This window comes from Lysinibacillus sp. NPDC086135 (assembly GCF_044746345.1).
Taxonomy (GTDB): domain Bacteria; phylum Bacillota; class Bacilli; order Bacillales_A; family Planococcaceae; genus Lysinibacillus.
Window position 1 is genome coordinate 77,882 of the sequence record NZ_JBIVCA010000007.1, and the last position, 13,406, is coordinate 91,287.

General features: G+C 38.9%; 15 protein-coding genes. 14 read left to right on the forward strand and 1 reads right to left on the reverse strand.

Annotation, left to right across the window (positions count from 1 at the left end; genetic code table 11):
* Positions 1-17: 17 nt before the first annotated feature.
* The 14 genes from atpD (at position 18) to ACIPKN_RS11265 (ending at position 12,260) form a co-directional block, all read left to right on the forward strand.
* Positions 18-1,433 (forward strand): F0F1 ATP synthase subunit beta, encoded by a 1,416-nt coding sequence (gene atpD, locus ACIPKN_RS11200; RefSeq protein ID WP_079559414.1) that lies wholly within the window; start codon positions 18-20, stop codon positions 1,431-1,433.
* A gap of 24 nt (positions 1,434-1,457) precedes the next feature.
* Positions 1,458-1,865, forward strand: a complete 408-nt coding sequence (locus tag ACIPKN_RS11205; protein ID WP_323648674.1) for a F0F1 ATP synthase subunit epsilon — start codon at positions 1,458-1,460, stop codon at positions 1,863-1,865.
* Positions 1,866-1,962: 97 nt separating this feature from the next.
* Positions 1,963-2,202 carry a DUF1146 family protein gene (locus ACIPKN_RS11210; RefSeq protein WP_400936016.1) on the forward strand — a complete coding sequence of 80 codons (240 nt, stop codon included), beginning with the start codon at positions 1,963-1,965 and terminating at the stop codon, positions 2,200-2,202.
* Positions 2,203-2,738: 536 nt separating this feature from the next.
* Entirely contained in the window at positions 2,739-4,052 is a 1,314-nt protein-coding gene (murA, locus tag ACIPKN_RS11215; RefSeq protein WP_142509179.1) for a UDP-N-acetylglucosamine 1-carboxyvinyltransferase, read from the forward strand.
* A 698-nt stretch (positions 4,053-4,750) separates the two neighbouring features.
* Positions 4,751-5,686: a stage II sporulation protein D gene (gene spoIID, locus ACIPKN_RS11220; RefSeq protein WP_400936018.1), complete on the forward strand. Its 936-nt coding sequence runs from the start codon at positions 4,751-4,753 to the stop codon at positions 5,684-5,686.
* Between the two features lie 37 nt (positions 5,687-5,723).
* The gene (locus ACIPKN_RS11225) at positions 5,724-6,389 is read left to right on the forward strand and encodes a M23 family metallopeptidase (RefSeq protein WP_142509177.1); all 666 of its coding nucleotides are present in this window, start codon (positions 5,724-5,726) and stop codon (positions 6,387-6,389) included.
* Positions 6,390-6,666: 277 nt separating this feature from the next.
* On the forward strand, positions 6,667-6,927 hold the full coding sequence (locus tag ACIPKN_RS11230; protein WP_049668034.1) for a sporulation transcriptional regulator SpoIIID: 261 nt from the start codon (positions 6,667-6,669) through the stop codon (positions 6,925-6,927).
* A gap of 579 nt (positions 6,928-7,506) precedes the next feature.
* On the forward strand, positions 7,507-8,502 hold the full coding sequence (gene mreB / locus ACIPKN_RS11235) for a rod shape-determining protein (protein ID WP_132360382.1): 996 nt from the start codon (positions 7,507-7,509) through the stop codon (positions 8,500-8,502).
* 21 nt (positions 8,503-8,523) lie between these two features.
* The gene (locus ACIPKN_RS11240) at positions 8,524-9,357 is read left to right on the forward strand and encodes a flagellar hook-basal body protein (protein ID WP_400936021.1); all 834 of its coding nucleotides are present in this window, start codon (positions 8,524-8,526) and stop codon (positions 9,355-9,357) included.
* 24 nt (positions 9,358-9,381) lie between these two features.
* On the forward strand, positions 9,382-10,221 hold the full coding sequence (locus tag ACIPKN_RS11245) for a flagellar hook-basal body protein (RefSeq protein WP_142509175.1): 840 nt from the start codon (positions 9,382-9,384) through the stop codon (positions 10,219-10,221).
* Positions 10,222-10,268: 47 nt separating this feature from the next.
* A complete protein-coding gene (locus ACIPKN_RS11250) occupies positions 10,269-10,553 on the forward strand; it encodes a DNA-directed RNA polymerase subunit beta (protein WP_132360388.1) in 285 nt (94 codons plus the stop codon).
* A 154-nt stretch (positions 10,554-10,707) separates the two neighbouring features.
* A complete protein-coding gene (fabZ, locus tag ACIPKN_RS11255) occupies positions 10,708-11,151 on the forward strand; it encodes a 3-hydroxyacyl-ACP dehydratase FabZ (RefSeq protein WP_132360390.1) in 444 nt (147 codons plus the stop codon).
* Positions 11,152-11,376: 225 nt separating this feature from the next.
* The gene (locus ACIPKN_RS11260; RefSeq protein ID WP_400936023.1) at positions 11,377-11,760 is read left to right on the forward strand and encodes a hypothetical protein; all 384 of its coding nucleotides are present in this window, start codon (positions 11,377-11,379) and stop codon (positions 11,758-11,760) included.
* 107 nt (positions 11,761-11,867) lie between these two features.
* Positions 11,868-12,260, forward strand: a complete 393-nt coding sequence (locus tag ACIPKN_RS11265; protein ID WP_185903486.1) for a hypothetical protein — start codon at positions 11,868-11,870, stop codon at positions 12,258-12,260.
* 222 nt (positions 12,261-12,482) lie between these two features.
* Here the strand turns inward: ACIPKN_RS11265 and ACIPKN_RS11270 are convergent, their stop codons facing one another.
* Entirely contained in the window at positions 12,483-12,908 is a 426-nt protein-coding gene (locus ACIPKN_RS11270; RefSeq protein WP_142509173.1) for a YwpF family protein, read from the reverse strand.
* Positions 12,909-13,406 lie beyond the last annotated feature (498 nt).

The window sequence follows — 13,406 nt, forward strand, 5'->3', positions numbered from 1 at the left end:
TAGGAGGGTACACAGTAATGAATAAAGGACATGTTATTCAAGTAATGGGTCCAGTTGTTGACGTAAAATTTAACAATGGCCAATTACCAGCAATCTATAACTCATTAACAGTTAAGATTGAACGTCCTAATGAAGAACCAACAATTCTTGCTTTAGAAGTTGCTCTTCATTTAGGTGATGATTCTGTTCGTACAATTGCAATGTCATCTACTGATGGCTTACAACGTGGAGCAGAAGTAACAGACTCAGGAAAAGCTATCTCAGTACCAGTTGGTGAAGTTACTCTAGGTCGTGTATTCAACGTACTAGGAGAAGTAATCGACTTAGGTGAAGAGATTCCAGCTGACGTTCGTCGTGATTCAATTCACCGCGAAGCACCATCTTTCGATGAACTTTCAACTACAGTTGAAATTCTTGAAACAGGTATCAAAGTAGTAGACTTATTAGCACCATATATCAAAGGTGGTAAAATCGGTCTATTCGGTGGTGCCGGTGTAGGTAAAACAGTATTAATCCAAGAATTAATCAATAACATCGCACAAGAGCACTCAGGTATCTCTGTATTCGCTGGTGTAGGTGAGCGTACTCGTGAAGGGAACGACTTATTCTTCGAGATGAGCGATTCAGGCGTTATCAAGCAAACAGCGATGGTATTCGGTCAAATGAACGAGCCACCAGGTGCACGTATGCGTGTAGCTTTAACTGGTCTTACAATGGCAGAATACTTCCGTGATGAGCAAGGTGCTGACGTACTTTTATTCATCGACAATATCTTCCGTTTCACACAAGCAGGTTCTGAGGTTTCTGCCCTATTAGGTCGTATGCCTTCTGCGGTAGGTTACCAACCAACACTTGCAACTGAAATGGGTAAATTACAAGAACGTATCACATCTACTAACAAAGGTTCTGTAACTTCTATTCAAGCGATCTATGTACCAGCCGATGACTATACTGACCCGGCTCCAGCTACAACTTTCGCCCACTTAGATGCAACTACTAACCTTGAGCGTAAATTATCAGAAATGGGTATCTACCCTGCGGTTGACCCATTAGCTTCGACTTCTCGTGCTTTATCACCAGAAATCGTAGGCGCTGAGCACTACGCAATCGCTACTGGCGTACAACGTACAATCCAACGTTACCGTGAATTACAAGATATCATTGCTATCTTAGGTATGGATGAATTATCTGATGAAGATAAACAAACAGTAGAACGTGCTCGTCGTATTCAATTCTTCTTATCTCAAAACTTCCACGTTGCGGAACAATTTACTGGTCAAAAAGGTTCTTATGTACCTGTTAAAGAAACTGTTCGCTCATTCAAGGAAATCCTTGATGGCAAATGGGATCACCTACCAGAAGATGCTTTCCGTCTAGTTGGTTCTATTGATGAAGTAGTTGAAAAAGCGAAAAGCATGGGCGTAGAGGTTTAATACTAGGGACGAGGAGGAAAAAATATGAAGACAGTTCTAGTCAATATTGTCACTCCCGACGGCCCAGTATACGATTCTGAAGTATCAATGGTAATCGCTAAAACAACTTCAGGTGAAATCGGTGTTCTTGCAGGCCATATTCCTATGGTTGCTCCACTTGCAATTGGTGCAGTGAAGCTTAAAAAAGAAGACGGTTCTACTGAACTTATTGCTTTAAGCGGTGGTTTCATTGAAGTTCGCCCTGAAAAAATCTCAATTTTAGCGCCATCTGCTGAAATTGCTGAAAGCATTGATGTTAAACGTGCTAAAGAAGCCGTTAAACGTGCTGAAGGTCGTCTTCAAGGTAAACAAGATAACATTGATTTCAAACGTGCTGACCTAGCATTAAAACGTGCGTTGAATCGTATCAACGTTCATGAGGGTAATATCTAATTCAAATTTTAACGGGCAGATTCAACATCTGTCCGTTTTTTAACATTGTGCTACCGTTTGAGAGTAACGCTAGAGGAATTAATTTGGAGGAACCAACATGGAAATATATGAGGCAATAGGACAGGAAGCTTTAATAGGGATTTTATCGCATATATTTTTTATCGCTATAACTTTTTATGCGCTACAAGCGTTTATGCTAGAAAAAATCTTTAAGAAGAATAATGTTTTTCAAATCCAATTAATTTATATTTTATTGAGTATTGCGATAGGATCAGCCGTTTCTAATTTCTTTCTGCAAATTTCAAATTGGTCAGGGAAGCTGCCATATTTATTTTAATAGCCCCTTATTACTATCTATACGTTAGTAATTAAATTTACATGTTTCACAGGGCTTTATAATATAATTTATGTGGTCCTTTGAAATATGTAAAAATTAGTTAAATTTTTCCGTCAAGTGTTTTCGTAGCGAAAGTGAAACACCAGCTACAGATGTTTTTTGTACCGAAAGCAGTCGTAGCGACAGGTACAGAAGTCTCCCATCTCTTAAGGTGATGAGATGAATTCGGACGCAATTATTCTTCGAAATAATTGATATAAATCCATTAGATTTGGTTTTTGTTCACAAATACTTGGGTAGATATTAGAAATTAACGCCTTTCTTCCGTGTTATTGGTCATTCACAAAAAAAAAAATCATGCGTACAATAAATAAATAGCAAAATATCAATAAATGACGTAAAATAGTGATTTGGAAGCTTGAACGAGCGTAAGAAAAGTTGTACTATAGAGTTGTTTGTTTACTGATTATGACATTATACTTCTTTTTAAAATAAAGTTTTGATAGATTAATAGATTGAATTCGGAGGGACATAGGGTGGAAAAAATAATAGTGACTGGCGGCCAAAAGCTACAGGGAAAAGTGCGCGTAGAGGGCGCAAAAAATGCGGTGTTACCAATCCTAGCAGCGGCTTTACTTGCTTCTAAAGGAGAAAATGTAATTAAAGAAGTCCCTAACTTAGCAGATGTCTTTACTATAAATGAAGTACTTAAAAGTCTAAATGCGGCAGTTACATATATACCTGAGGATAATACAGTATATATAGATACAACAAAAGAACTTTCTAGTGAAGCCCAATTTGAATTTGTCAGTAAAATGCGTGCATCAATTTTAGTGATGGGTTCCTTACTTGCTCGAAATGGCTATGCTCGTGTTGCTTTACCAGGGGGCTGTGCAATCGGTTCACGTCCAATTGAGTTACATTTAAAGGGCTTTGAAGCTATGGGAGCAAAAATTTCTTTTGGTCATGGATATGTAGAGGCGAAGGCGGAAGGTCGTTTAAAAGGCGCAAATGTGTATTTGGACTTCCCTAGCGTTGGGGCAACTGAAAATATTATGACAGCTGCAGCCTTAGCGCAAGGAACAACTGTAATTGAAAATGCTGCGAAAGAACCTGAAATTGTTGATCTTGCAAACTTCATTAATAGTATGGGGGGGCGTGTCATCGGTGCAGGTACGAATACGATTCGTATCGAAGGAGTCGATACATTATATGGAACAGAACATCATATTATTCCTGACCGTATTGAAGCTGGCACATTTATGGTTGCAGCAGCAATTACAAAAGGGGATGTAACGATTGAAAATGCTGTTCCTGAACATATGACAGCATTAATTGCAAAGATGCGTGAAATGGGTGTAGAAATAACTGAGCTTGATGAAGGAATACGTGTACGTGCTCCTAAAACATTAAAAGCTGTTGATATTAAAACTATGCCACATCCAGGCTTCCCGACAGATATGCAATCTCAAATGATGGCCTTAATGTTAACTGCTGAAGGTACGAGTATTATTACGGAAACGGTATTTGAAAATCGTTTTATGCATGTTGAGGAGTTCCGTCGCATGAATGCCGGTGCTAAAATAGAAGGACGTTCTGTGTTTATCGAAGGGCCTGTAAATCTTCAGGGTGCTGAAGTAATGGCGACTGATTTACGAGCTGCGGCTGCATTAATTTTAGCAGGTCTTGTATCTGAAGGTGTGACTAGAGTGACAAAGCTTCATCATTTAGATCGCGGTTATGTCGATTTCCATGGCAAGCTGGCTGCACTTGGCGCGCAAATTGAACGTGTACCAGTTGAGGAAGTTATCATTAAAGAGAAAACAACTGTTGAATTACCAACAAAGTAAATAAATTTATAAACCCTCTGCTTACGAGCAGAGGGTTTTTTCTTTTTAGTTTAATCCATGCTGGGGAGAGTTTTATAATTGGTTATCTTCATAACGTGAGGTTGATTTCCGTTCCGGCTGGGCGCTTTGTTGCTGACGCTACGCTTTCGCACAGATAAAACATTTGTAGCTGACGCTTCGCTTTCGCTACAGAAAACATTTGTAGCTGCCGCTTCGCTTTCGCGCAGAGCAGAGCTTCCTAGGGGTGTCCGATGAGCTGCTTTTGGTGCTGCTGTCGCTACGCTTTCGCACAGTCAAAACATTTGTAGCTGCCGCTTCGCTTTCGCTACAGAAAACATTTGGTGCTGCCGCTACGTTAACACTACGCTTTCGCACAGAAAACATCCGCTGCGCTGCAGGGTCTCGGGCCAACACGATGTTGGTCACGAAGGCGTTATCACAGGATGTGATGCTTTTAGCCTTCGTTCCTCTATCGCTGATCCCCAAGGAGTCGCTCAGCCTCCACTCCAATCAACTAATAGCATGGCATACGTTTTAAAAACTCTAATAAATAGGAATTAACATCCTCTTATATGGCGGAAATACGCTTCTTTTCAGCATCCTTTACATATACAGCCCTCAGTCTGTTTACCATCCTATATTGAAGTTCCCTTCACCAATGGTCACATATTTTGAAGAGTTTCAGCATATTATTCCTTATGAAAAAATGGATAATGAGTATAGGCATAATTTGTTTGATTGGAGCATTATATATGCTCCCTGTGGCATTTGGTGAGAGACTTAAGGTTAAGGATTCGCCTGCAACAACAGAGCAAGCTTGTGAAATATTCATAGAAGTGGAGGGACAACAGGAGAAAATCCCTTTAGAAACTTACGTAACTGGTGTGGTAGCTGCCGAAATGCCTGTTTCATTTAAAAAAGAAGCTTTAAAGGCACAAGCTATTGCAGCACGGACTTACGCGTTGAAATCGACAAATTACGGTAAAATAGCTATCGCTCCTACTGTTGCTAGACAAGTTTTTTACAATAAGGAGCAAAGAAAAGAGAATTGGACTAGCAATTTCCCGGGGAATGAAAAGAAAATTGTCGAGGCTATTAATGAAACGAAAGGACAAGTTCTTCAATATAATAATGAATTAATTACGGCAATGTTTCATTCTACGAGCAATGGAAAAACAGAAAGTGCCTACGATTTTAGTGGCAATGATGTCCCTTATTTACAAAGTGTTACGAGTAATTCGGATTTATCATCCCCAAAGTTTTCAGCGATGAAAGAATGGACATTAACTGAATGGAATGTACTGTGGCCTGTGAAATGGCAGGTAAGTGACTTCAACCGTGTACAGTTATTTGTAAATGATTCAGGACGTGTTGAGCGCATGCAGTTAGGTAAGAATGTGTGGTCAGGACGAGAAGTGCGAACACTTTTAGAAATACCATCAACGGATTTTAAAATTGCCTATAATTCTGCCGCTGGAAAAGTGCAAGTAAGTACGAAAGGATACGGGCATGGGGTAGGAATGAGTCAATATGGAGCAGAGGCTATGGCTAGCGATGGGAAAACTGCTGACGAAATTTTACACTATTATTATCAAGATATTGAAATAAAAAAGATAGATGCATGTTTAAAATAACTTCTAGTTGTTCACACTGCCACTAGAGGTGATGAAAATGAGAGAGGATAAAAATAGTAAAACTTCTCAAAATCAAGATGAAAAAGTTCAATTACAGAAGAAACCATGGTTTTGGCCAGCAGTTTACGCTGGTGGTGCTCTAATGCTAGCAGGTTTGCTACTTGGTTACAATAGTCTTGTATCCAAAGTAGAAGAAGCTCCGTCACCAAACGTAGCTGAAGTAGATTCAGGTCCTGTAGTTGAAACAAATGCAAAAACAGAAACAATGAAGTACCCGTTCAAGGAAGCGAATCTTAGTAAAATGCAAGTTTCACAAGAGTTTTATGAAGTAGAAGCTAATGCAGAGTCGCGTGAAAAAGCACTAATGGTATTTAATCAAACATTTACGACATCTTCCGGTATTACTCTTTCTATGAATGGTGAAGAATTTGAAGTACTTGCTGCTCTAAGTGGTAAGGTAAAACAAGTTAAACTTGACGCATTTACAGGCAATAAAATTGTTATTGAGCATGCAGATGGTAAGGAAACACATTATAGCTCTGTAAAAGACATTGCTGTCAAGGAAGGCGATGAGGTAACACAAGGTCAATTACTTGGAAAAGCGACTGACAATGAGTGGAACCAAGCAGCTGGCGTTAACTTGCATTTTGAAGTACTAGAAAACGGAAAATATATGAATCCGAAAAAATTACTAGCCTTTTAATTGAAGTCTCTCACCTTTATAGGTGGGAGACTTCTGCTAGTTTAAGTCACTTTTCAGCGTTAGCATAATTGATGATAGGAAAATTCGTAGATTTTAACTATAGTAAATGATAATTTTACATTGAAAGAAATGAATACTAAAAAATGCATAAAAAATCGGAATTTTATCGTGAAAATGTAAAACGTGTTCTGAATAGCTTTGTCCTCACATAAGGTGAAGAAATGCGCAGACGTGCATCTGATGCCATTTGTGAAATTGTGTGGAAAGGACGAAGAACGTGCACGAGCACATTCGGAAGCGCTGCATACGCCTCGGTGAATTATTGATTGAGACGCGTGAAACTGTGCGTGTCCTCGCGAAAATGACAGGTTATTCAAAAAGTACGGTGCACAAAGATTTAACAGAGCGACTGCCAACAATTCATGAAGGATTAGCTGAGCAAGTAAAGGAAATACTCGCCTACCATAAGGCCGTACGTCATATTCGTGGAGGAGAGGCAACGAAAAACAAGTGGAAGGAAAGAACGAGTCAAGATTGATTCGTTCTTTTTTTGATGCAAAGGACAAGCTTCCTTACATAAAATCGACTGAGTACGAAATTGGGATAAACATTGTGTATATTAGTTGGTTGTAGTGGATAATGGGCGATTCCTTTTAGATCACAATGTCATAGATGAGACCCTAGAGCGAAGCGTGTAGGGGTAAAAAGACTAAAAGCATTATGTCCTATGATAACGGCTTCGTGACCAACATCCTGCTGCCGCTACGCTTTCGCACAAAAAACGCCTGTTGCCCCGACGCCCCCAAGAAGCTTTGCTCTGCGCGAAAGCGAAGCGACAGCAACAAATTTTTTTAACTGTGCGAAAGCGCAGAGTAACGAAGCGGCAGCAACAACAAAGCGCCCATTCGGAACGGAAAACAACCGCATGATAGGCGATGAGTCAAAAAAGTGCTGAAACGATTTCTTCTTTTCAAGAAGTGTTCATATAATTGAAAGAAAGCAGTTCGGTTAACTAAAATTAGGTGTAATTACCAGTTGAGTATGATAAAATATTCTAGATAAACAGATAAAAACGAACGTTATGTAGTTGGAAATGGCGGGAAGGAGAAATTATAAAATGTTTTCGAAAGATATAGGCATTGACTTAGGAACTGCGAACGTATTAATTCACGTTAAAGGCAAAGGAATCGTCTTAAATGAACCATCAGTTGTGGCGATTGATAAAAAAACAAATAAAGTGTTAGCGGTAGGAGAAGAGGCTCGCCAAATGGTAGGGCGTACACCGGGTAATATTACTGCAATTCGTCCACTACGAGATGGTGTCATTGCAGATTTTGATGTTACAGAAGCGATGCTAAAACATTTCATCAACAAATTAAACGTCAAAGGATTTTTAGCTAAGCCACGTATTTTAATTTGCTGTCCAACAAACATTACTAGTGTTGAACAAAAAGCGATTCGTGAAGCTGCAGAAAAATCTGGTGGAAAAAAAGTATACTTAGAAGAAGAACCAAAAGTTGCAGCTATTGGAGCAGGTATGGATATATTCCAACCTAGCGGCAATATGGTAGTTGATATTGGCGGCGGGACAACTGATATTGCAGTCCTATCAATGGGTGATATTGTAACGAGTGAGTCCATTAAAGTGGCAGGAGATATTTTTGATAATGATATTTTACAATATATTAAAAAAGAATATAAATTGCTAATAGGTGAACGTACTGCAGAAGCCATAAAAATTACAATTGGTACAGTCTTTAAAGGTAGCCGAAATGATTCAATGGACATTCGTGGTCGAGATATGGTGACAGGTCTACCGCGTACAATAACGATTCACTCAGAGGAGATTGAACGTGCATTACATGAATCGGTTGCTATGATTGTTCAATCTGCAAAAAATGTATTAGAAAAAACACCACCAGAGCTATCAGCAGATATAATTGATCGTGGGGTTATTATTACTGGCGGTGGTGCATTATTACATGGTATGGACCAGCTATTAATTGAAGAGCTAAAAGTACCTGTGTTCATTGCAGATCAACCTATGGATTGTGTAGCAATTGGTACAGGCATTATGCTTGAAAACATTGATCGAGTGCCCGCATCCTTATAAAAATTTAATGAGGTGATTCCTTTGTTTAAAGGGTTTTATACAGTTGCAACTGGTATGATTGCACAACAAAGACGAACAGAATTACTTACCAACAATTTATCAAATGCAAATACACCTGGATTTAAAGCAGACCAATCAACAATCCGCTCATTTCCTGACATGCTCATGTCAAGTGTAGGAAAAACGAATGCACCTGCTAACCAGCAAGCAGGCTCTCAATATATGAGCCAAGTTGGCGCATTAAATACAGGGATTTATATGCAAGAAACATTACCAAATTACATACAAGGCCAAATCTATAGCACTGATTTCACGACAGATATGGCTTTGATCGATGGAAACTTACCGCAAAATGAAGATGGCACTTCTGGATCTATTTTCTTCCGTTTAGCACATCCAAATGGGGGCGAAGCGTATACACGCAACGGGAATTTTACATTAGATGGCCAAGGCTATTTAGTAAATCCACAGGGACTGTATGTGCTATCAGACAGAGGTCAACGCATCCAGCTGCCGAATGATGATTTTCGTCTAGATGAGAACGGGGCAATTTATGTTAATAATCAGCAAGTAGCTCGTGTTGGAGTATCATTTTCAGCGAATCCGAACATGCTACGTAAGCAGGATAATGGTTTAATTCGAACAGAAGATGGTGAGAACTTACCGACAGCTTACGGTGCCAATGGCGTAGCCTTTACATTGCGTCAAAATTATCTAGAGGGCTCAAACGTAGACTCTAGTCGTACAATGACTGATTTAATGACAGCATATCGCGCTTTCGAAGCTAACCAAAAAGTGTTACAGGCTTACGATCGCAGTATGGAAAAGGCTGCAAATGAAATCGGGAAAGTATAATAGGCAAACTGGAGGCGTTTGAACATGTTACGTACAATGATGACTGCAACAAACACAATGGGGCAATTACAAAATAAACTAGATACTATTAGTAATAACATTGCCAATAGCAGCACACTCGGCTATAAATCACAAGAAGCTACATTTAATGAATTGCTTTATCAGCAATATAATAATGACAAGCAAGACCGAGCTGACCGACAATCACCTGTTGGCATCCGTTATGGATCAGGTGCAATGCTTGGACAAATCCAATCAAATCAAAAGCAAGGCTCTCTACAAACAACAAATCGTGACCTTGATTTAGCCTTTACAAAACCAAAGCAATATTTCAATATTTTAATGCCAGATGGTGAAAATGGCGCAAAAACAGTGTATACTCGTCAAGGTGACTTTTATTTATCACCATTAAATAATGGAACAGTAATGGTTGTAACTGCAGATGGATATCCATTGGCAAACTCAACAGGACAAGCTATTACATTACCGGATAATGTAAAAAGTTTCGCGATCCGTGATGGAGGCGTATTAGAGGCATCATATCCTAATGGAGATGTTATTCGTACTGATGTAGCAGTGACAGAGTTCCAAAAGCCACAGCTAATGGAGAAAATTTCTGGCGCCTATGTTGGATTGCCGAATAACCTAGCTCAGCTTGGATATACACAAGCTGAAGTTGTCACTGAATTACGAGGAGCAAATCGTCAGCAAATTGGCATGCAGAGCGGTTCGCTAGAAATGTCGAATGTAAATCTTTCAAAAGAAATGACGGATTTAATTCAGACGCAGCGTTCATATCAATTTAATGCAAGAGCTGTAACTTTAGCCGACCAAATGCTTGGGCTCATTAATGGTATTCGATAGTAAACCCGTTATTACTGTTTAGTAAGTAATGAAGAGGAGTACAATCTATGACAAACGATTCAAGTCGAGGTTCTATGCAAACAAAAGAAACCGATACGCCACCAGAAGAGAAGGAACACCGCTCAAATGGAGAGCAACGAGAGGTTCGCTGGGTGCAAATACGGCTGATTCCGATTTGGCTTCGCGTTGTACTTATTATCATCTTAGTTGTTATTGCCGCAGTTGTAGGTGCAATGTTTGGCTATAGTGTAATTGGACAAGGTAAAGCCATGGACGTTTTTAAACCAGAAACATGGCAGCATATATTTGATATTATGAATGGTAAAGAATAAAATTATTCTTTACCATGCTTTGTGTTTACATAAAATATCTTTATTCATTAGGTGTCCAACACCTAATGAATAAAGATGTAGCCTCCGGCGGATGTCACGGATTCTATTCAACGCATTACGCCAAGGCGAAATTGATATTAAGGGGGAAAAGAAAATGTTAACAGCAGAACAAATTCAAGCAATTTTACCGCATCGTTATCCTTTTTTATTCGTTGATCGTATCGTTGAATTAGAAGAAGGCAAGCGTGCAGTTGGTTTAAAAAACGTCTCTATGAACGAAGACTTTTTTAATGGGCATTTCCCTGGCTACCCAGTAATGCCTGGGGTTTTAATTGTAGAGGCGCTAGCACAAGTTGGTGGTGTAGCATTATTAAATGCAGATGAATTCAAAGGTCGTCTAGCTTTCTTGACGGGTATTGATAATTGTCGTTTCAAGCGCCAAGTAGTACCGGGAGATCAACTTCGATTAGAAGTAGAGTTCGTGAAACTACGTGGAGCAATGGGCAAAGGTCACGGTGTAGCCACAGTCGATGGAGAACTAGTATGTGAAGCGGATATTTTATTTGCTATTGGGCCTGAACAGCCAAAACAGGCTTAATTTGCAATTATAGGCTAAAAGATATAAAATAATGATGTCGAGTAATGTCTTTACTGTTAATCTTTTTAATAGTTTATGACATTCAGTACTTTTAGTGACGTGAATGCAGTTAAAGATATCACGATTATTTAAATGTTTTATAAAAATGCAATGGCGTATATGTGATTGTAAATTGAAATACATGTAATTTTAGTTTTGTTTTTAAAACGTAGGAGGATTATATAGATGTATAAGGAATTGTCTTCAGGTGTTAAAATTAGCATTACGCGTTCGATTTCAACATCTTTTGAATCATACTTAGCAAGTATCGATTGGAAAGAAGAGCGTTTTTCTATGGAAGACTTTATTGCTAGCTGGCAAACTTATTTTCAAGATAATGCCGCATGGATCGAAAAAATCCCAGCAGATGTTTTGATGAGTACTGAATTCCATGAAGAGATGGCGCTAAAAATTGATGAAGTAATTGCAAAAATTTTAAATGAAGAACCAACAGCTAAGCAAATTGAAACAATCGAGGCCATGCAAAAAGAGCTAGGTACAAATTATAGCTACAACTGTAAAGCAGAAGCAGCATACGTTGAACAACTGTTAAAAGAAAAACAAAAATAGTTTGTAAAAAAATCGGATAGTTCCCTCCTTTCCCGGGCAATCTATGTAGGATCACAAATACACACATTGTATTTGTTGACATAGCATCGAGAAAGGAGGATTTTTCTATGTGGAGAATGTCATTTTTGGCAATTATTCTTGCTGCTTTATTCCTTGGAGGTTGTAACTGGGGAAACAGAGCTGTTGAAACAAGACCAGCGGAGAATGTTAAACACGACGTTCGCCGAGGTGTTGAGAAAGTAGAAGAAAGAAATGACGTTTACAATCGTGACGTTAATGGTGTTAACCGTAACACTGTTCTACCTGAAGCTACAACACCAGGCACTACTGGTCCAAGAACTACAACTCCAGGTACAACAACACCAGGTACAACAACAGTACCAGGTACAACAACACCAGGTACAAATGCTGATTTAAATAGTACAAATGGCTATAATAATGTACCAAATGCAAACGGTGTTGTTAAAGAAAAGGTCGTCGAAGAAAAAGTAACGCGATAATATAAAAAAGAGTGTTTCCATCCAATGGAACACTCTTTTTTTCATTTAATGTGGGAGAGCAATACTCGCGGGAGAGAAGTGAACACTCGCGAAGAACTACTAATATTCTTAGGAAGAGCGTTTTCAGATAATTGGAAAACACAATTTTTGTATATTTATCTTAAAAGTCTACCTGTCCAATAAAAAAATAACGATGCAAATTTTTGCATCGTTAAATCGAGATCAATCATTTTTGAGTTTTGGTCGTTCTTTCATACCGTGTGAGAAACGGTCCAATAGCTTATCTAACGTAACTCCCTCAACTAGTAATTCGGCTAGTAATTGCTCAGCATATTTCGAGCGTTTTGTCTTTAGTGTCCCTTTTAAAAGGACAGAGATGTGCTCGCCGATTTCTTGAACTGTATGTACGACAACCTGGAAAGGAGCAGGCTCATTATCTGGAAATGAAATAACCGCACGTACATTAAAGACAGTAGCATTTGCTAAAAGTTCATCAAAAATTGAACGATATTGACGGTCCATAAACAGTTCGAGAATCCAAGATTGATGGCTATTCTCCTGGTTAATAATAATACCATCGACTAAAGGGAAAGGTTGCATGCCGTCTTTTGTGACAAGGTCAAAGGAAAGCATCTTAAATGTTTTCATTATGTAAAATCCTCCTAAGTCGGTCATCCTTTTTAGTATAACATATTCAATTAGCTCTGTTTTACTTCATTCCGAAAGTGCTTTGGTAGCGACAGGTAAAGGGGTGAGGTGAAGCGGTATTAAGTCACTTTTCAACATCCGCTGAAATAGAGGAGCTCGTGGCATTACTGAAATGGCCGACATCGTGTCGGACCTCATGTTGCTGCCGCTAAGTTAGCCTTGCGCTTTCACCGATTCCAGACGCATTGTATATCTGCGCGAAAGCGAAGCGTCAGCAGCAATTATGCCGATGCATCATTGATTATAAGATTAATGCTGTGTTTTCGCACAATCTGCAAAAACAGCGAAATTGCATATTTCAACAATTAGCATTTGCTATTAGAGCGAAAAGCATTCTGCCAAAAAAATCTTTCAATACATGAAAAGTAAAATGCTCAATATATCCAATTTATGATTAAAAATTAAGGGAAATGATAAAAATCGACTTTTGCCAACGTT